Annotated in this window: 15 protein-coding genes; 11 read left to right on the forward strand and 4 right to left on the reverse strand. The window is 73.4% G+C overall.

Annotated features, from left to right (window positions below; all coding sequences use genetic code 11):
* Positions 1–64 precede the first annotated feature (64 nt).
* From SNA_RS03360 to SNA_RS03390, 7 genes are all read left to right on the forward strand, one after another.
* Complete coding sequence (locus SNA_RS03360) at positions 65–1,591, forward strand: MFS transporter (RefSeq protein ID WP_030066142.1); 1,527 nt, start codon at positions 65–67, stop codon at positions 1,589–1,591.
* A 222-nt stretch (positions 1,592–1,813) separates the two neighbouring features.
* The gene (locus tag SNA_RS03365) at positions 1,814–2,227 is read left to right on the forward strand and encodes a DUF3151 domain-containing protein (protein ID WP_030068658.1); all 414 of its coding nucleotides are present in this window, start codon (positions 1,814–1,816) and stop codon (positions 2,225–2,227) included.
* A 176-nt stretch (positions 2,228–2,403) separates the two neighbouring features.
* A complete protein-coding gene (locus tag SNA_RS03370; protein WP_420823453.1) occupies positions 2,404–3,369 on the forward strand; it encodes a tryptophan 2,3-dioxygenase family protein in 966 nt (321 codons plus the stop codon).
* Positions 3,362–4,645 (forward strand): kynureninase, encoded by a 1,284-nt coding sequence (gene kynU, locus SNA_RS03375; RefSeq protein WP_030068656.1) that lies wholly within the window; start codon positions 3,362–3,364, stop codon positions 4,643–4,645. The genes SNA_RS03370 and kynU overlap by 8 nt, the downstream gene beginning before the upstream one ends.
* On the forward strand, positions 4,642–5,463 hold the full coding sequence (locus SNA_RS03380; RefSeq protein ID WP_030068655.1) for an alpha/beta hydrolase: 822 nt from the start codon (positions 4,642–4,644) through the stop codon (positions 5,461–5,463). The genes kynU and SNA_RS03380 overlap by 4 nt, the downstream gene beginning before the upstream one ends.
* Before the next feature lie 83 nt (positions 5,464–5,546).
* On the forward strand, positions 5,547–6,941 hold the full coding sequence (locus SNA_RS03385; RefSeq protein WP_044363168.1) for a sensor histidine kinase: 1,395 nt from the start codon (positions 5,547–5,549) through the stop codon (positions 6,939–6,941).
* A complete protein-coding gene (locus tag SNA_RS03390) occupies positions 6,938–7,594 on the forward strand; it encodes a response regulator (protein WP_030068653.1) in 657 nt (218 codons plus the stop codon). The genes SNA_RS03385 and SNA_RS03390 overlap by 4 nt, the downstream gene beginning before the upstream one ends.
* Before the next feature lie 145 nt (positions 7,595–7,739).
* Here the strand turns inward: SNA_RS03390 and SNA_RS03395 are convergent, their stop codons facing one another.
* A complete protein-coding gene (locus SNA_RS03395; RefSeq protein ID WP_044362979.1) occupies positions 7,740–9,383 on the reverse strand; it encodes an ABC transporter permease in 1,644 nt (547 codons plus the stop codon).
* Entirely contained in the window at positions 9,380–10,357 is a 978-nt protein-coding gene (locus tag SNA_RS03400; RefSeq protein ID WP_037792131.1) for an ABC transporter ATP-binding protein, read from the reverse strand. Before SNA_RS03400 ends, SNA_RS03395 begins: the two co-directional genes overlap by 4 nt.
* A 93-nt stretch (positions 10,358–10,450) precedes the next feature.
* Between SNA_RS03400 and SNA_RS03405 the strand changes: the two genes are divergently transcribed.
* The 3 genes from SNA_RS03405 to SNA_RS03415 all read left to right on the forward strand — a co-directional run bounded on the left by SNA_RS03405 (position 10,451) and on the right by SNA_RS03415 (position 13,171).
* Positions 10,451–11,020: a GbsR/MarR family transcriptional regulator gene (locus tag SNA_RS03405; RefSeq protein WP_030068650.1), complete on the forward strand. Its 570-nt coding sequence runs from the start codon at positions 10,451–10,453 to the stop codon at positions 11,018–11,020.
* Positions 11,021–11,210: 190 nt separating this feature from the next.
* A complete protein-coding gene (locus SNA_RS03410; RefSeq protein WP_078969637.1) occupies positions 11,211–12,521 on the forward strand; it encodes a sensor histidine kinase in 1,311 nt (436 codons plus the stop codon).
* Positions 12,509–13,171 carry a response regulator transcription factor gene (locus tag SNA_RS03415; RefSeq protein WP_030068648.1) on the forward strand — a complete coding sequence of 221 codons (663 nt, stop codon included), beginning with the start codon at positions 12,509–12,511 and terminating at the stop codon, positions 13,169–13,171. The genes SNA_RS03410 and SNA_RS03415 overlap by 13 nt, the downstream gene beginning before the upstream one ends.
* 79 nt (positions 13,172–13,250) lie before the next feature.
* Here the strand turns inward: SNA_RS03415 and SNA_RS03420 are convergent, their stop codons facing one another.
* Positions 13,251–14,201 (reverse strand): diacylglycerol kinase catalytic domain-containing protein, encoded by a 951-nt coding sequence (locus SNA_RS03420; RefSeq protein WP_104531889.1) that lies wholly within the window; start codon positions 14,199–14,201, stop codon positions 13,251–13,253.
* A gap of 236 nt (positions 14,202–14,437) precedes the next feature.
* On the opposite strand from SNA_RS03420, the gene SNA_RS03425 reads away from it, so the two are divergent.
* Complete coding sequence (locus SNA_RS03425) at positions 14,438–15,724, forward strand: adenylosuccinate synthase (protein ID WP_044362981.1); 1,287 nt, start codon at positions 14,438–14,440, stop codon at positions 15,722–15,724.
* A gap of 134 nt (positions 15,725–15,858) precedes the next feature.
* Here the strand turns inward: SNA_RS03425 and SNA_RS03430 are convergent, their stop codons facing one another.
* Positions 15,859–17,595, reverse strand: a complete 1,737-nt coding sequence (locus tag SNA_RS03430) for a serine/threonine-protein kinase (protein WP_078969638.1) — start codon at positions 17,593–17,595, stop codon at positions 15,859–15,861.
* Positions 17,596–18,027 lie beyond the last annotated feature (432 nt).

Here is an 18,027-nt window from a genome sequence, read left to right on the forward strand (position 1 = left end):
TCCGGGATGCGGGGCCCTTCCGCGTCGCCGGGCAAGCACGCGCCGGGAGGGGCATGCTCGCCGTATGAGCGAAGCGGGCTTTCCCGGCGGGGTACGGCTGGCGTCGGGGCGGGGGCGCTGGGTGCTGATGACGGCCGTGCTGGGGTCGGGCATGGCGATGCTCGACAGCACCGTCGTCAACGTCGCGCTGCCCACCATCGGCCGGGACCTCCAGGCCGGTCTGGGCGTGCTCCAGTGGACCGTCTCCGCCTACATGCTCACCCTCGCCTCGCTGATCCTGCTCGGCGGCTCGCTCGGCGACCTCTACGGGCGGCGGCGGGTGTTCGTCATCGGCGTGGTGTGGTTCGCCGCGGCCTCGCTGCTGTGCGGGCTGGCGCCGAACGCCGGGGTGCTGATCGCGGCCCGTGCGCTGCAAGGGGTGGGCGGGGCGCTGCTCACGCCGGGGTCGCTGGCGCTGATGCAGGCGGTTTTCCATCCGGACGACCGGGCGCGGGCGGTCGGCGCGTGGTCGGGGCTCGGCGGGGTGGCCGCGGCGGTCGGGCCGTTCCTCGGCGGCTGGCTGGTGGACGGGCCGGGCTGGCGCTGGGTGTTCTTCGTGAATGTCCCGCTGGCGGCGGTGTGTGTGCCGGTGGCGCTGCGGCATGTGCCCGAGACCCGCGAGCGGGGTGTCCGCGAGCACCGCGGGTTCGATGTGCCGGGCGCGGTGCTGGGGGCGCTGGCGCTGGCCGGGGTGACGTATGCGCTGATCGCGGCGCCGGACCGGGGCGCCTCGCCCGCGGTGGTCGTCCCGGCGGTGATCGGGCTGCTGCTCGGGGCGGCGTTCGTCCGGGTCGAGCGGCGGCGCCCCGACCCGATGCTGCCCCCGGAGATCTTCGCCATCCGCCAGTTCACCGCCGTCAACGCCGTGACGGTCTGTGTGTACGCGGCCTTCGGCGGCTTCTTCTTCCTCTCCGTGCTCCAGCTCCAGGTCGTGGCGGGCTACTCGGCGCTGGAGGCCGGTACGGCGCTGCTGCCCACGACCGTGCTGATGCTGCTGCTGTCCGCCCGCTCCGGCGAACTCGGCCAGCGCATCGGGCCGCGGATCCCGCTCACCGTGGGGCCCGTCCTCTGCGCCGCCGGGATGCTGCTGATGATGCGGGTCGGGGCGCATGCGTCGTATCCGGCCGAGGTGCTGCCCGCGCTGGTGGTGCTGGGCATCGGCATGGTGACGCTGGTCGCGCCGCTGACCTCGACGGTGCTGGCGGCCGTGGACGTCGACCGGGCGGGTCTGGCCAGCGGTATCAACAACGCGGCGGCGCGCGCCGCGAGCCTGGTCGCGGTCGCCGCGCTGCCCCTGCTCGCGGGAATGGGCCCCGAGGCCTACCGCTCCCCGGATGTCTTCGCGGCCGCCTTCCGCCGCGCCATGCCCCTGTGCGCCGGAATCCTGCTGGCCGGAGCCCTGATCGCCTGGCTCACCGTCCGCAGCGACGCGCTACGCGCCGAACCCGAGCCATGCCACCCGGAGTGCCAGTACCACTGCGGGGTGAGCGCCCCACCCCTGGACCCCGGCGAGGCCCGGGACCCGGGCGCCGGAAGTCCGGACGGAGGGTGACCACCAGGCGAGCGGAAAGCGCCACGCCCACCCCCACCGACCTCCTCCTCCCCACCCACGTAGGACGAAGTCCGCAGGGTCGCCCCCGCTCCCGACACACCACGCCCGCCGCTGGGGGTACCTCCCAGCGTCAGCTGGGGGAGCCACGGCGAAGAACCCCCACGGCGGGAAAGCCGACAACGTGGGGAGGAAGCACAGCGCAGCTCTTGGCAGACTGAAGCCATGCCCATTCACGAGAACCTCCTCGGGGGACCGCCCCCGACCCAGCTGCCCGACGAGCCCGAGCCCCGCGAGCTGCTCGCGTCGGGCACGGCTCCGACCGATGTCGCCGCCAAGTACCCCACGTCCTCGCTGGCCTGGGCGCAGCTCGCGGACGATGCGTTCCAGGGCGGCCGGACCGTCGAGTCGTACGCCTACGCCCGCACCGGCTACCACCGGGGTCTGGACGCGCTGCGCCGGGCCGGCTGGAAGGGCCACGGCCCGGTGCCCTGGGAGCACGAGCCCAACCGCGGTTTCCTGCGGGCCCTGCACGCGCTCGCCCGCGCCGCGCAGGCGATCGGCGAGCAGGAGGAGTACGAGCGCTGCTCGACGTTCCTGCGTGAGTCCTCGCCGACCGCGGCCGACATGCTGTCCTGACGGCTGCGATCTCCAGGGCCGGCCGCATGATCGCGGTCGGCCCTTGCGCGGCCGGAGCCCAGCACCGATGATTTCAGGTGGGCCGGGTCAGACCCGCGCCTGAGGGGACCGGGGCTCCCGAGCCGACAAGGAAGGAGCGGACCGCTACCCGGTAGTTCGCACCTGAGGAGTCCCTCATGTCGCAGCCATTTCCTCTTTCTCCCGCCGTGACCGAAGATTCCGGCGGCAATGTTTCACGTGAAACCCTCGCATTCGCCGCCGACGATGTTTCACGTGAAACACCGGCCGCCGGCGCGGCCGTAGCGGCCCCCAAGGCCCCCGTGGCCCTCGTGGCCCCCGATCTGAGCATCGGCAGCACCACCACGACCCCGTACGAGGACTACGTCCAGGCGAGCGTCCTCACCCACCTCCAGCACCCGCTCTCCGACGATCCCGGCGAGATGGTCTTTCTGGTGACCACTCAGGTGATGGAGCTGTGGTTCACGGTCATCGTGCACGAGTGGTGCACGGCCGCCGAGGCGCTGCGCCGCGACGATCTGACGGTGGCCATGGACGCCCTGCGCCGCTCCACCTACGAGCTGGAGGCGTTGAACGCCGCCTGGAAGCCGCTCGCCCGGCTGACCCCGGAGCAGTTCAACGCCTACCGCAGCGCGCTCGGCGAGGGCTCCGGGTTCCAGTCCGCGATGTACCGGCGGCTGGAGTTCCTGCTGGGCGAGAAGTCCGCGGCGATGCTGGTGCCGCACCGTGGCGCTCCGCGCGAGTACGCCGAGCTGGAGAAGGCGCTCCAGGAGCCGAGCCTGTGGGACGAGGTGCTGCGGCTGCTCGCGCGCCGTGGCCATGCGGTCCCTGAGGCCGTGCTCCGGCGGGACCTGGGGCTGCGCTATGAGTCGGACCCGGGCGTCGAGGCCGTATGGGCCGAGATCTACGCGGGCCCGCAGGAGTCCGAACTGGTCCTTCTCGGCGAGGCGTTGACCGATGTCGGCGAGCTGGTGTGGCGATGGCGCAACGACCACCTCGTCGCGACCCGGCGGGCGATGGGCTCGAAAATGGGCACCGGCGGCTCCGCGGGCGTGGCCTGGCTGGAGAAGCGGGCCCGTAAGAACGTCTTCCCCGAGCTGTGGACGGCGCGCAGCCATGTCTGAGAACTCCGAGAACAAGACCCCGCACGAGGCCACCGAGAACGCTCCCGGCGCCCGCGACCACGCCGCGCAGGCCGGGCAGCTGGATGCCGCCGACCCGCTCGGTGCGGCCGTCCGCGACCGCTTCGTCCTGGACGACACCGTCTACCTCGACGGCAATTCGCTCGGCGCGCTGCCCCGCGCGGTGCCCGGCCGGCTGGCCGAGGTCATCTCCCACGAGTGGGGCGAGCTGCGCATCCGCTCCTGGGACGAGGCCGGCTGGTGGACCGCGCCCGAGCGGATCGGCGACAAGATCGCGCCGCTGATCGGCGCGTCACCGGGCCGGGTGGTGGTCGGCGATTCCACCAGCATCAATGTGTTCAAGGCCGTGGTCGGCGGCATACGGATGGCCGGGAAGGGCTGTACGGAGATCCTCGTCGATGCCACGACCTTCCCGACCGACGGCTATATCGCCAGGTCGGCGGCCCGGATGACGGGCCTTGCGGTGCGCCCGGTCGAGCCCACGCGGATCGCCGACGAGGTCACCGAGCGGACCGCGCTGGCGCTGGTCAACCATGTCGACTACCGCACCGGCGAACTCAACGACCTGCCCGGCATCACCAACGCGCTGCACTCCGCCGGCGCGCTGGCCGTCTGGGACCTGTGCCACAGCGCCGGTGCGCTGCCGGTCGGGGTCGAGCGGTACGGCGTCGATCTGGCCGTCGGCTGCACCTACAAGTACCTCAACGGCGGGCCGGGATCGCCCGCGTATCTCTATGTGCGCGAAAGCCTCCAGGAGCGGTTCGACTCTCCGCTGCCCGGCTGGAACTCGCACGCCGATCCGTTCGGGATGACCTCCGACTACGCCGCCGCCGAGGGCATCGTCCGCGGCCGGGTGGGCACCCCCGACATCCTGTCGCTGCTCGCGCTGGAGACGGCGCTGGACGCCTGGGACGGCGTCGCCGTCGAGGACGTCCGCACCAAGAGCCTCGCCCTGACGGACTTCTTCCTCGACTGTGTGGCCGCCTATGCGCCGCCCGGCCGGGTCCGCTCGATCACGCCGTACGACCACGGCCGCCGCGGCAGCCAGGTGTCCCTGGAGTGCTCGGGCGCGGCCGAGGTGATGGCCGAGCTGATCCGGCGCGGGGTGATCGGCGACTTCCGCCGGCCCGACGTGCTGCGCTTCGGCTTCACCCCGCTCTACACCTCCTTCGCGGACGCGGAGCGGGCGGCATGGGTGCTCGGCGAAGTGCTGCGGGAGCTGCCCGAGGAGGACGCGGCGCCCGGGGCCGGCGGGTGAGCGCACCGGACGAGGAGTCGGCGCTGCTGGGGCTCGCCCCGGCGGCGCCGGTCCGGACGGTGGCGTACGGGGACCATCCGGACCAGCTCGTCGACCTGTACGGGACCTGGGGCGCGGGCGCCGGTCCGCCGGTGGTCCTGCTGCACGGAGGCTTCTGGCGCGCCGCGTACGACCGCCGGCATCTCTCCCCGCTCGCCGCCGAGCTGGCCGGGCGGGGGCTGCCGGTCGCGCTCGCGGAGTACCGCAGGGTGGGCGCCGGCGGGGGCGCGCCGCGCACGTTCGAGGACGTGGCGGCGGCGGTCGAGGCGGTGGCGTACGAGGCGGGAGCACCGGGGACGGGCGGGTATGCGGAGGACCCCGGGGCAGCGGGGGGCCGGGGCCTCGTCCTCGTCGGGCACTCCGCGGGCGGGCATCTCGCCCTGCTCGCAGCGGCCCGCCCCGGTACGCCGGTCACCCGTGTCCTGGCCGTCTCGCCGGTCGCCGATCTCGCCCGCGCCCATGAGCTGGGCCTGAGCAACGGTGCGGTGGCGGAGCTGCTCGGCGGCGGTGACGGGCCCGCCTTCGCGGAGCGGCTGGCCGCGGCCGATCCGCTGCGGCTGCCGCCGTCCCCCGGCATTCCCGTCACGATCCTGCACGGCACCGACGACCCGGACGTCCCCCCGGACCTCTCCCGCCGCTACGCCGCCGCGCACCGCGCCGCCACGGACCTGCGCGAACTGCCCGGCGTCGGCCACTACGCGCCCGTCACACCCGGCACCGCGGCCTGCCGCACCCTCGTGGGCCTCCTCGCGCCTGTCCACCCACGCTCCCAGGGCTGACCAGGCGTAGTACCTGGGGTGGACGCGGAAGATACGCGCCGCAGCGGACGCCCGACCGGCCGGTTTTGCTTACCGTGGTCTACGTGAACCAGACGAGCCAGACGACCCAGACGCAGAGCACCCTGCGCTCGGAGGCACGAATAGTCCGTGGCGCGCTGCACCGGCTGCGCCAGGACCTGTTCGTCGATGCCTTCGCCTTCCGCCCGATGCCGCCGCTGGACGACGCCAAGGTGTCCCGGTGGGTGCCATGGATGCCGGAGCGGGTGCGGCACTGGGTGCGCTGGCTTCCGCATTGCGTCGTCGGCTTCTTCTCCCTGTGCGTGTTTCTGGCCTGCTTCACCGCGGGCTACTCCCTGGGCCCGCTGCGCGGCGTCCTGATCGTCGGTCTCTGCGTGCTGGTCGCCGTGCCGCCGGTGCTCACCCTCTTCCGCCCGGTGGGCGCCTTCTGGCTGTCGCTGATGGTGTTCGTCGTGACGCTGGGCGGCAATCTCCTCTTCGGCTCGTACGGGGGCAGCCTCTTCAACGGCATCGCGTACCCCGCCCACCTCGCCGTGATGACCCTGGTCGTGCTGCGCACCCGCCCCCGCCTGGCCGTGGAGATGTGGCTGGTCACCTTCGCCGTCGCGGCGGTGCCGTCCGTACTCGTCGGCTACGGCACGGGCGATCTGCCGCCGGTGGCGTTCTTCTCCGGGCTGATGCTGGTCGCCGCGGCCGCGGTCCGCGCCTGGCGCCAGGAGCGTCAGCAGGTCGTCGAGACGCAGACGGCCACCGCCGAGGAGCGCTCCCGGCGCACGCTGCTGGAGGAGCGCGCCACGATCGCCCGCGAACTGCACGATGTCGTCGCGCACCATATGTCGGTCATCGCCATCCAGGCCGAGGCCGCCCCCTACCGCGTCAAGGACACCCCGCCGGAGCTGGCCACCTCCTTCGCGACGATCCGTGAGAACGCCGTGGCCGCGCTGACCGAGCTGCGGCGCATCCTGGGCGTGGTCCGCTCCGAGGATCCGGACGCCTTCGCCGAGGCCGACCCGGAGGCCCCGCAGCCCACCCTCGCCAGCCTCGATGCGCTGCTGACCAGCGTCCGCGGCGCCGGGCTGACCGTCGAGGCGGTGATCACCGGATCGCCCAGGCCGCTGCCCCAGGGCGTGGAGCTCTCCGCCTACCGGATCGTGCAGGAGGCGCTGAGCAACACCCTGCGGCATGCGCCCGGCGCCGAAGCCCGGGTGGAGATCTCGTACGTCCTGGGCGGGATCGGCCTGCGGATCGTCAACGGCGCCCCGAGCCGCCTGGCCAAGCCCTCTCCGGGCGCCGGACACGGCGTCCTGGGGATGCGTGAGCGCGTGCAGATGCTGGGCGGCGAGATGACGGCCGACCACACCGAGGAGGGCGGCTTCGAGGTCGCGGCGTTCATACCCGTGGCGCACGCCCCGGCGCAGCCGGCGGCCGGGAAGAATGCGGCGGGGGAGGCCAAGGCATGATCCGCGTACTGATCGTCGACGACCAGGTGATGGTCCGCGAGGGCTTCTCCGTGCTGCTCAACGCCATGCCGGACATCGAGGTCGTCGGCGAGGCCGTCGACGGCCGCCAGGCGGTGGCCAAGGTCGCGGAGCTGAAGCCGGATGTCGTGCTGATGGACATCCGCATGCCGGAGATGAACGGCCTGGAGGCGACCCGCGAGATCGTGGCCGCCGATGCCGAGGCCAAGGTCCTCGTGCTGACCACCTTCGACCTGGACGAATACGTCTACCAAGCGCTGCGGGCCGGAGCCAGCGGCTTTCTGCTCAAGGACGCCTCGGCCGGCCAGCTCGCCGAGGGCGTCCGCATCGTCGCCTCGGGCGAGGCGCTGCTCGCCCCCACCGTCACCAAGCGCCTGATCTCCGAGTTCTCCCGCCTCGGCACCCCGCGCGCCCCCGCCCAGGAGCGGATCGGTGATCTGACGGAACGGGAGACGGAGGTGCTGGTGCTGGTCGCCCAGGGGCTGTCGAACGGCGAGATCGCCGAGCATCTGGTCGTCGCCGAATCCACGGTGAAGACCCATGTCAGCCGGATTCTCGTCAAGCTGGGGCTGCGCGACCGGACCCAGGCGGCGGTGTTCGCGTACGAGGCCCGGTTGGTCACACCGGGAGGCTGACCCCCGCCCGGCGCGCGCCCGCCCGGCGGTCCGCGTCGTTGTCCACAGCCTGTGGAGAAAGTGGAGTGTGCCGCCGGAGTCCGCTACAGCTCCGGCGGCGCACGTACCAGGGGGCGGCCGTCCCCTGAGGGACGACCGCCCCGGGTCAGCCGATATCGCGCCGGCGGAAGCCGACGAGACCGGCCGCGGCGAGCAGGACCGCGAGGCCGAGCAGCCAGAGGAACGGGGCGGCCGTGGCCTCGCCGCCCGGGAGCTTGGGCAGATGGCTGTACGGGGAGAGGTCCATCGCCCACTGCGGGAATTTCAGGGCCGGGCCGATCCAGCCGATGGCGAGGCAGCCGCCCACCACGGCCCACACGGCGGTGGTGGCCTTGGGCACCAGCCCGTAGACGCAGACGGCCAGGCCCGTGAGCACCCAGACGGCGGGGACCTGGGCGAGCGCGGCGCCGAGCACCGGGCCGAGCCGCCCGGTGACGTCATGGGCGGAGACGCCGTAGCCGAGGCCCAGGGCCAGGCCGCCGAAAGCCAGGATCACGGCCGCGCCGACGTAGGCGACGGCCAGATGGCCACAGGCCCAGCGCAGGCGGCCGACGGCGCAGGCCAGGACCGGTTCGGCGCGGTCGCCGGTTTCCTCGCTGCGCAGCCGGAGCACCGACCCGGCCGCATAGATCGCCGCGACCATGCCCAGCATCCCGGTCATCGTGGCCAGGAAGGCGTCGGTCAGCGCCTGCTGCCCGCCCATCCGCCGGAAGATCTCCAGGGCCTGCCGGTTGGTGCCGACCAGGTCGGCGGCGCCCTTGGCGATACCGCCGAAGATCCCGCCGGCGCAGAGGAAGCCGAGCGTCCAGCCCAGCACGGTGGTGCGCTGGAGGCGCCAGGCCAGGCCGAACGGGCCGCTCAGCGACCGGGGCGCGCGGGCCGGGCCGGGGCGGGCGGGCAGGAAGCTCATCCCGATGTCGCGACGGGCCGTCAGGACGTAGCCGGCGGCGAGGGCGAGGGCCGTACCGGCGGCGAGGAGAAGGAGCACCCACCAGCGGTCGCCGGCGTAGGCGCGGACGTTCTCGGCCCAGCCGATCGGCGAGATCCAGGTGAGCGGCGACGAGGCATCCGCCGTCGCGGCGTCTCCCGCGGCGCGCAGGGCGAAGACGAGGCCGAGGACCGCGCCGGTCAGTCCCTTGGCGAGCCGGGCGCTCTCGGTGAACTGCGCGGCGATGGCGGCCAGCGCGGCGAACAGCAGGCCCGTGCCCCCGATGGCGAGGCCCAGGGCGAATGAACCGGCCGCCGGCTGCCCCGATGCGGCCAGCCCGCCCCCGATCAGCACGGCCAGCGCGATATCGGCGATCAGGGCCGCGAGCAGCGCGGCGGTCAGCGGCGCACGACGCCCGACCATGCCCGCGGAGAGCAGCTCCTGACGCCCCGTTTCCTCCTCCTCACGGGTGTGCCGTACGACGATCAGCAGGCTCATCACGGCGGCGAGGACGGCGCCGAAGCCGGCCATCCGCCAGGTGACCAGGCCGCCGATGGTGTCGCCGAAGACCGGTCCGTACAGCGCGCGCAGCGAGGCGTTGGCGTTCATCGACGCGGCCAGCTCGGCCCGTTTGGCGGCGGTGTCGTACAGCGCCTGGAAGGACGAGCCCATCGCGGCGACGAGCAGTCCGAGGGCCAGCACCCAGGCCGGGATCATCACCCGGTCGCGGCGCAGCGCGAGCCTCAACAGCACGCCGGTGCCCGCCAGATGACGGGGCCCGCGGGCCGGCGCCAGGGCGGCCCCGGCCGATACGGCGGTCATCGCGCGCTCGCCTCCTCGCCGCGGTCGCCGGCCCCGGCCGCCCGGCCGGCGCCGGTCTCGTCCTGGTAGTGCCGTAGGAACAGCTCTTCCAGGGTGGGCGGGGTGCTGGTCAGGCTGCGGACGCCGGATGCGCTGAGCGCGCGCAGGACGGCATCGAGCCGGTCGGTGTCGGCCTGGAGCGCGACCCGCACGCCCTGGCCGTCCTCGGCCGCCTGACTGGTGAGGCCGTGCACCCCGGGAAGCTGGGCCAGGCCGTTGGGCGGGCTTGCCAGTTCGGCGATGATGGAGGTGCGGGTCAGATGCCGCAGCTGCCCGAGCGAGCCGGACTCGACGGTCCGCCCCTGACGGATGATGCTGACCCGGTCGCACAGCGCCTCGACCTCGGACAGCACATGGCTGGAGAGCAGGATCGTACGGCCGCGGTCGCGCTCCTCGGCGACGCAGCTCCGGAAGACCTCGTCCATCAGCGGGTCCAGCCCGGAGGTCGGCTCGTCCAGGATCAGCAGATCGACGTCGGAGGCGAAGGCGGCGGCCAGGGCGACCTTTTGACGGTTGCCCTTGGAGTACGTCCGCCCCTTCTTGGTCGGGTCCAGCTCGAAGCGCTCCAGCAGTTCGTCGCGCCGGGCGCCGTCCAGGCCGCCGCGCAGCCGGCCGTAGAGATCGACGACCTCTCCGCCGGAGAGATTGCGCCACAGGGTGACGTCCCCGGGGACGTAGGCCACCCGCCGGTGGAGCGCGACCGCATCGCGCCAGGGGTCCTTGCCCAGCACCCGGGCGGTGCCGCCGTCGGCGCGCAGCAGGCCCAGCAGGACGCGGATCGTCGTGGACTTCCCGGCGCCGTTGGGCCCGAGGAAGCCGTGCACCTCACCGGCCTCGACGTCGAGGTCGAGGCCGTCCAGCGCGTGGGTGCGGCCGAACGACTTGTGCAGGCCGGCCACCCGGATCGCGACAGAGGAGGAGATTGCCGTCGTCATGCTTGTGAAGATACGCTAGATTCACAAATTTGTGAAGCTAAGAAACCGTAATAAGTTGGAGCCGCGTTTCTGATCAGGGGAGATGATGCGGACATGGCCGACCAGCGCCACAGCGACCACGAGCAGCGCGGGCGACAGGAGCAGGAGCGCTCCCCGGAGCGGCCGAGCGTCGGGGAGCGGCGCGGCACCGAGGCCGTCGGGGAGTTCGTCGAGCGGTTCGCCGCACAGCTCGTCGACGCCGGTATGCCACGGATGCCCGCGCGCGTTTTCGCCTGCCTGCTGGCGTCCGAGTCCGGCGTCCTGACCTCGTCGGAGCTCAGCGAACGCCTCCAGATCAGCCCCGCCGCCGTCTCCGGCGCCGTGCGCTACCTCTCCCAGGTCAACATGCTCAGCCGCGAACGCGAGCCCGGCTCCCGCCGCGACCGCTACCGCGTCCACAGCGACCAGTGGTACGAGGCCCTGGCCCGCCGCGACAACGTCCTCAGCCGCTGGGAGGCCACCTTGCGCGAGGGCCTGGCAAGCCTCGGCGACACCTCCCCCGCCGCCCACCGCATCGGCGAGACCCTCGCTTTCTTCGAGTTCATGCAGGGTGAGCTCGGCGGCATGATGGAGCGCTGGCGCCACCACCGCGACCAGCTGCGGGAGGGCGACGCCGACGGCTGAGGGCTGACGGCTCAACTCCGCCCGGCCGTACGGCGATCGGCCCGTATCCCGGCTGCCGGACGTGCGGCCCGCCGTGGTGCAGCCTGCTGTAGTGCCCCCGCCCGGCCCCGTACCGCAGACTGATCCGCATCCGGGGCGATCGCGGGCGCATCCCGTGATCGCGGCACAACGACGCGGGGGGACGGGGAACATGACGACAGCGGGGCGGGGTCGGGGGCAGGACCGGAGACGGGGCCAGGAAAGCGACCCGGGTCAGGGGCGCGACCGCGGTGGGGCCCGGGTCTGGCGGGGCGGGGGATATCTGCTGGTCGGGCTGGTGTCGGGGCTGGTGTCGTTGCTGATGCTGCCCCTGCTGGTCGTGGGGGTGCTGAGTACGGCGGTGGGCGGGCTGGGCCTGGTGGTGTTCCCGCGGATGGTGGTGGCGGTGCGGTGGTGGAGCGAATGGCACCGGGGGCGCGCCGCCGCGCTGTTGGGGGTCTCGGTCGCCGCGCGGCCTACGGGGCTGCCCAAGGGGATCGGCGCCCAGTGGCGGCAGGCCGTCCGCGGGCCCGAAGCGCGGCAGGACCTGCGCTGGCTGTGCCGGCAGGTGCTGACCGGGATTCCGGCCGGGCTGGTCGCGCTCGCCGGCATCGGCGGGGCGCTGGGCACCGTGGCCGTGACCGCCGTGTGGTGGCTGTTCCCGGAGGGCGAGCCGCTGCGGCTGCTGGGGAGCGTCCCGGTGGCCGGATGGGGCGCCGCGCTCGGCCTGGGGGCCGTGCAGACCGCCGTCGCCGGGGCGGTGGCCTGGTGGGCGGTGCCGCGGCTGGCGCGCCGGCACGCACGGAGCTGTCTGACGGCGCTGGCCCCGTCCATGGAGGCCCAACTCGCCGAGCGAGTAGGGGAGTTGACCGAGAGCCGGGCCGGGGTGCTGGATGCGCACGGTGCGGAGCTGCGCCGTATCGAGCGTGATCTGCACGACGGGACGCAGGCCAGGCTCGTGGCGATCGCGATGCGGCTCGGGGTGGCCAGGGAAACGGTACCCGAGGAGTCGGGAGCGCTGGCGAAGCTGCTCCAGGAGGCCCACGAAGGCGCCGAGGAGGCGATGACCGAGCTGCGGGAGGTGATCCGCACGATGTACCCGCCGATCCTCACGGACCGCGGGCTGGAAGGCGCGCTCACCGCCGTGGCCGCGGGCGCCGGCATCCCCGCCGAGGTGGAGCTCGGCGAACTGGGCAGGCTGCCCGCCGCCGTGGAGGCCGCCGCCTACTTCATCGTCACGGAGTCGCTCACCAACGCCGCCAAGCACAGCGGCGCCACCCGGGTCGTGGTCCGGCTGACCCGCGACGAGGCCGGGCTGCTGATCGAGATCACCGACGACGGGACCGGCGGCGCCGACGAGACGCGGGGCACCGGCCTCGTCGGCATCCGCCGCCGCGCGGCCGCGCTGGACGGCACCGTCCGGGTCACCAGCCCCGTCGGCGGGCCGACCGCCGTCGTGGTGGAGCTGCCGTGCGGGTCGTGATCGCCGAGGACAATGTGCTGCTCTCGGCGGGCCTGGAACTGATCCTGGGGACCAAGGACATCGAGGTGGCCGCCGTCGTCACGGACGGCCCCGGCCTGCTGGACGCCGCGGCCCGCCACCGACCGGACGCCCTGATCGTCGACGTACGGCTGCCCCCGTCGTTCCGCGACGAGGGCATCCGGGCCGCGCTCGCCGTCCGGCGCGCGCATCCCGGGCTGCCGGTCCTGGTGCTGTCGCAGTACGTGGAGCGGGTGTACGCCCATGAGCTGCTCGCCGACGGCTCCGGGGGCGTCGGCTATCTGCTCAAGGACCGGGTGAGCCGGGTCGGCGAGTTCGTCGACGCCCTGCACCGGGTGGCCCGGGGCGGCACCGTCATGGACCCCGAGGTCGTCGACCAGCTCATGACCGGGACCGGCCGTAATGCCGCGGTCCATGCCGCCGTCGATGCGCTCACCCCGCGCGAGCGCGAGGTGCTCACCCTGATGGCGCGCGGTCTGGGCAACCGGGAGATCGGCGAGCGGCTGGTCATCACGGACAACGCCGTGCACAAGCACATCGGCAACATCTTCGCCAAGCTCGGGCTCCCGGTGGACGACCGGGGGCACCGGCGGGTGCTGGCGGTGCTCACCTATCTGGACAGCAGGGGCTGACGGGGAGGCGGGAGCCGCCGGGCACGGCGCCCCCTCACCGCGGCACCCTCAAGCCCCTCACCGCGGCACCCTCAACCCCTCACCGCGGCACCATCAGCCGCCACGCCCCCGCCTGCACCGTCCACGTACGCGTCCGCACCGGTCCGCCCACCACCGCGTCCGCCCGGTAGTGGAAGTCGGCCCCGGACACCGTCACCGCCCGCGCCTGCGCCCGGACGGGTCGCGCCCCGTCCGGCCAGCGCACCTCGATCTCGGCCAGACCGCCGCTGCTACGGGCGTCGGGCCTGCCGCGGCCGTTGGGCCGGGGGCCCCCGTTCGCCCCGGCGCCCCCGCGGTCCTCCTCGGGCTCGGGTCCTGTCGTCACCGAGACCCCCCGCACCGGCCGGTCCAGATCGGCCAGGAGCACCCCGTCCGCCTCGATCCGCAGCCGGTGTTCCGGGGCCTGGCCGCGCCGCCCGCCGAGCCCGAGCCCGAGGCCCCGTCCCGCCCCCGGGGCCAGCAGGGCCAGCGCCGTACGGGCCGTCCGCGCGGCCGGCTCCCACCAGGACCGGTGGTCCGCCACCGGCCCCGCGCGCTCCACCAGGGGCGCGAGCCCCGCCACCGGGGCGCCGTCCGCACACGGGATCCGCAGCCCGCCCAGCACGATCCCGTCGCTGTCGTCCGTGAGCAGATCCATGGCCCGCTCCCCGCCGTCCAGGACGGTCCGCGCCGCCGCCACCGTGTCCGTGGGCACCCCCAGCAACCGGCTCAGCGCGAGCGTGGCCGGCGCCCCCACCGGGACCACCGACACCGGCACCCGCGCCAGCTCCCGCTCCTTGTGCAGCAGCCCCACGGCCCGCAGCAGCGCCCGGTCGTCCCCGATCACCACCGGGCGCCGCTGCCCGCGCCGTGCCAGCGCCCGCGCAAACTCCTCCGGCCCCTCCGGCAGGCAGATCTTCGCCCCGGCTCCCGCCGCCCCCGCACACAGGACATCCCGCGCAATCCGTACGGATTCCCCGTCCGTCCGGCGCGCGACCGGATCGATGACCACGAGCAGGGGGTACCCCCGAACGGAGTCCGCGGGAGTGTGCCCAGAAGGCTGCGCCGACACCTCGGTCCTTCCTCAGGTAGCATCTCGGTGCAAGAGCCCCTTGCGCTATTGCGCCAGGGGCTTCGTCTATTCCGGGGCACCGGTCCGACGGATCTGGCGATGACGGACGTGTGAACACGCACGCCGACACCAGCCACGCACGTTGGACATGCCCCGCCCGGAAGGGGTGTACGCCTGTGCCCGCACTTGTGCTGCTCGGTGCTCAGTGGGGTGATGAGGGCAAGGGAAAGGCCACCGATCTGCTCGGTGGATCCGTTGATTACGTAGTGCGCTACCAGGGCGGCAACAACGCCGGCCACACGGTCGTCGTCGGCGACCAGAAGTACGCACTGCACCTTCTCCCTTCCGGAATCCTCTCCCCGGGGTGCACCCCGGTGATCGGTAACGGAGTCGTCGTCGACCCGGCGGTCCTGCTCTCCGAGCTGAGCGGACTCAACGAGCGCGGCGTCGATACGTCCAAGCTGCTGATCAGCGGTAACGCGCATCTGATCACGCCGTACAACATCACCGTCGACAAGGTGACCGAGCGCTTCCTCGGAAAGCGCAAGATCGGTACGACCGGCCGCGGCATCGGCCCGACCTACGCCGACAAGATCAACCGCGTGGGCATCCGGGTCCAGGACCTCTACGACGAGTCGATCCTGCACCAGAAGGTCGAGGCGGCCCTCGACGTCAAGAACCAGCTGCTCACCAAGCTCTACAACCGCCGCGCCATCGAGGCCGGCCAGGTCGTCGAGGAGCTGCTGGGCTACGCCGAGCAGATCAAGGGCTACGTCGCCGACACCACCCTGCTCCTCAACAACGCCCTCGACGACGACAAGGTCGTGCTCTTCGAGGGCGGCCAGGGCACCCTGCTGGACATCGACCACGGCACGTACCCCTTCGTCACGTCCTCGAACCCGACGGCCGGCGGTGCCTGCACCGGTGCCGGCGTCGGCCCGACGAAGATCAGCCGGGTCATCGGCATCCTGAAGGCGTACACCACCCGCGTCGGCGCCGGCCCGTTCCCCACCGAGCTGTTCGACAAGGACGGCGAGGCGCTGCGCACCATCGGCGGCGAGCGGGGCGTGACCACCGGCCGCGACCGCCGCTGCGGCTGGTTCGACGCGGTCATCGCGCGCTACGCGACCCGGGTGAACGGCCTGACCGACTTCTTCCTCACCAAGCTGGACGTCCTCACCGGCTGGGAGCAGATCCCGGTCTGCGTCGCCTACGAGATCGACGGCAAGCGCGTCGAGGAACTGCCGTACTCGCAGACCGACTTCCACCACGCGAAGCCGGTGTACGAGATGCTGCCGGGCTGGTCCGAGGACATCACCAAGGCGAAGTCCTTCTCCGACCTGCCGAAGAACGCGCAGGCGTACGTCAAGGCGCTGGAGGAGATGTCCGGCGCCCCGATCTCGGCCATCGGCGTCGGCCCCGGCCGCGACGAGACGATCGAGATCAACTCGTTCCTGTCGTAGGCCCGTTGCCAGGTCTGCTGTAGGTCTCCCGGGAGCCGGGACGGACAGGGCCCGCGCACCGTTCTCATGGACGGGGCGCGGGCCCTGTTGCGTACGGCCTTGGAGGGCGGCGCCGCGCGCCGAAGCCGCCCGGGTCAGCCGGTCTTGCGGTACATCAGGGGCGCCTTGCCGCCCGCCATGGAGCGCTCCAGCTGTCCGCCCACCAGCCTCAGGGTGCTGGGCGAGCCGGGGCTGCAACTGGGGGTCCGCCCGCCGTCGACCTGGGAGGGGCCGAGGCGGACCGGCGGTCCGGCCTTCTTCAGGGCGGCCGAGAACGCGCAGCGGTAGTTTTCCCCGGTCACCGTCATCCGCAGGACGATGTCGCCGGTCGCGCCCTGTTTGAGCGTGATGCGGTGGACGTCGCCGGCCCCGCCCGTGGCCTCCCAGGTGCCCAGATAGCCCGCCGGGATGTGCCCGCTCCCGTGCGCTGCCGAGCCCCGGCCGTTCTTGCCCTGTGCGCCCTCCGCCCGTACGCCGTCGGTGTCCTCGCTCAGCACGAAATACCCGGTGACCGCAGCGGCTGCGCAGGCGACCAGCGCGATGACGGCCGCCAGGGTCGATCCGACGCGCCGCTGTCGGCGGCGGGACGCCCGCGGTGCCATCGGGGCGGGCGGCTGTGGCGCCGAGGCCGGTGCCTGGGCCGCCGGCGGGTACCCGTACCCCCCTTGGGGCGGGTACGGGGCCGGGCCCTGGGGGACGGGCGACGGCAGCGGGGCGGGCGGCGGCCCGGGCGGCGGCCCGGGCGGTGTGCGCTGACCGGGCGGTGTGCGCTGACCGGGCGGTGTGTGGTGCGGGGGAGGCGTGTGCGGGGCGATCGCGGGCGTGACAACGGTGGGCATGGCGTGCACCCCCGTGTCGCTCGGGTTCTCCGCCTCCAGCAGCTCGATGGCGTGTCGTCCCAGCCGCGCGACCAGGGCCCCCGGCAGCCAGGGCTCGTCCTCGTCCGCAACGCCCGCCAGGGGATCCTCCGCCATCGCCACCAGCTGCGCCGGCGTGGGACGTTGGGCCGGGTCCTTGGTCAGGCAGGCGGCGACCAGGGGGTGCAGACCCGCCGGCAGGGTGGTGAGGTCGGGCTCCTCCTGGGCGATGCGGTACATCAGCGCATGCACCCCGCTCTCCGCCGTCCCGAACGGCTGCCGGCCGGTGGCCGCGTACATCAGGACCGATCCGAGGCAGAAGACGTCACAGGCCGGGCCGATCGGCTCGCCGCGTACCTGCTCGGGCGCCATGAAGCCGGGGGAGCCGAGCGTCGCACCGGTGCGGGTCATGCCGTCGGCCACCGCTTCCAGCGCTCGGGCGATGCCGAAGTCGATGACGCGGGGGCCGTCGATGGTGATCAGGACGTTGGAGGGCTTGAGATCCCGGTGCACGATGCCGGCGGCGTGGATCGCCTGGAGCGCGCGGGCCAGCCCGGCCGCCAGGATCCGTACCGTCCGCTCGGGCAGCGGGGTGCCGCCGGAGACCACCTGCTGGAGGGAGGGGCCGGCGATATAGCCGGTGGCGACCCAGGGCGTCTCGGCCTCGGTGTCCGCGTCCAGTACGGGCGCGGTCCACTCCCCGCCGACCTGCTGCGCGGCCCGCACCTCGCGCCGGAAGCGGGCGCGGAACTCCTCCTGGCCGGCCAGTTCGCCGCGCACGAGTTTGACGGCGAGGGTACGGCCGCGGTCCGAGCGGGCCAGGAACACCTTGCCCATCCCGCCCTCGCCGAGCCGCGCGATCAGGCGGTAGTCCCCGATGCGCTTGGGGTCCCCGGCGTTGAGCGGTGTCAGCCCGCCCGCCCGCCCCGTCCGCCCCGAGTGTCCCTGCTGCCCAGCATGTCCCGGCTGTTCCACGATCCGTCGCCCTTTCCCCCGAATCCGCCCTGCCCGCGTCCCCGTGTCCGCGGTGAGGATATCCAGGGGCCGGCGGGCCGGGGCAGGCGGAGCGCCCCTGAATCGCCACGGGCTCTGTCACGCCGGGTTCGCGCGGGCGGTCCAACGGCCGGACCGTGTCCGGAACCTGACGGTGGTGGATGCCTGATTCCGCGTCCCGGAACTTTCCCGGGGTGCGGAACGTAGAACGCGTACCGCTACGTATCCCGTACCGCTACGCATACCACGGTGGCGTGTGCGGCACGGCGCACCGCACCACGCACGACCTGCGGCTCCCGCAGAGCCCCGGCGCACCTCACCGCACCGACGCGCACCACACCCAGCGCACTGCACCACACCGCGCAGCACAGCACCGTAAGCACCGCCCGGTCCCGCACGATCCCCCGTCCTCAC

This window comes from Streptomyces natalensis ATCC 27448, assembly GCF_000935125.1.
Classification (GTDB): Bacteria; Actinomycetota; Actinomycetes; order Streptomycetales; family Streptomycetaceae; genus Streptomyces; species Streptomyces natalensis.

Excerpts from the sequence above, each read along its gene's own strand:
- SNA_RS03360 (WP_030066142.1), top strand. The coding sequence starts at position 65 with ATGAGCGAAGCGGGCTTTCCCGGCGGGGTACGGCTGGCGTCGGGGCGG.
- SNA_RS03365 (WP_030068658.1), top strand. The coding sequence starts at position 1,814 with ATGCCCATTCACGAGAACCTCCTCGGGGGACCGCCCCCGACCCAGCTG.
- SNA_RS03370 (WP_420823453.1), top strand. The coding sequence starts at position 2,404 with ATGTCGCAGCCATTTCCTCTTTCTCCCGCCGTGACCGAAGATTCCGGC.
- kynU (WP_030068656.1), top strand. The coding sequence starts at position 3,362 with ATGTCTGAGAACTCCGAGAACAAGACCCCGCACGAGGCCACCGAGAAC.
- SNA_RS03390 (WP_030068653.1), top strand. The coding sequence starts at position 6,938 with ATGATCCGCGTACTGATCGTCGACGACCAGGTGATGGTCCGCGAGGGC.
- SNA_RS03395 (WP_044362979.1), bottom strand. The coding sequence starts at position 9,383 with ATGACCGCCGTATCGGCCGGGGCCGCCCTGGCGCCGGCCCGCGGGCCC.
- SNA_RS03400 (WP_037792131.1), bottom strand. The coding sequence starts at position 10,357 with ATGACGACGGCAATCTCCTCCTCTGTCGCGATCCGGGTGGCCGGCCTG.
- SNA_RS03405 (WP_030068650.1), top strand. The coding sequence starts at position 10,451 with ATGGCCGACCAGCGCCACAGCGACCACGAGCAGCGCGGGCGACAGGAG.
- SNA_RS03410 (WP_078969637.1), top strand. The coding sequence starts at position 11,211 with ATGACGACAGCGGGGCGGGGTCGGGGGCAGGACCGGAGACGGGGCCAG.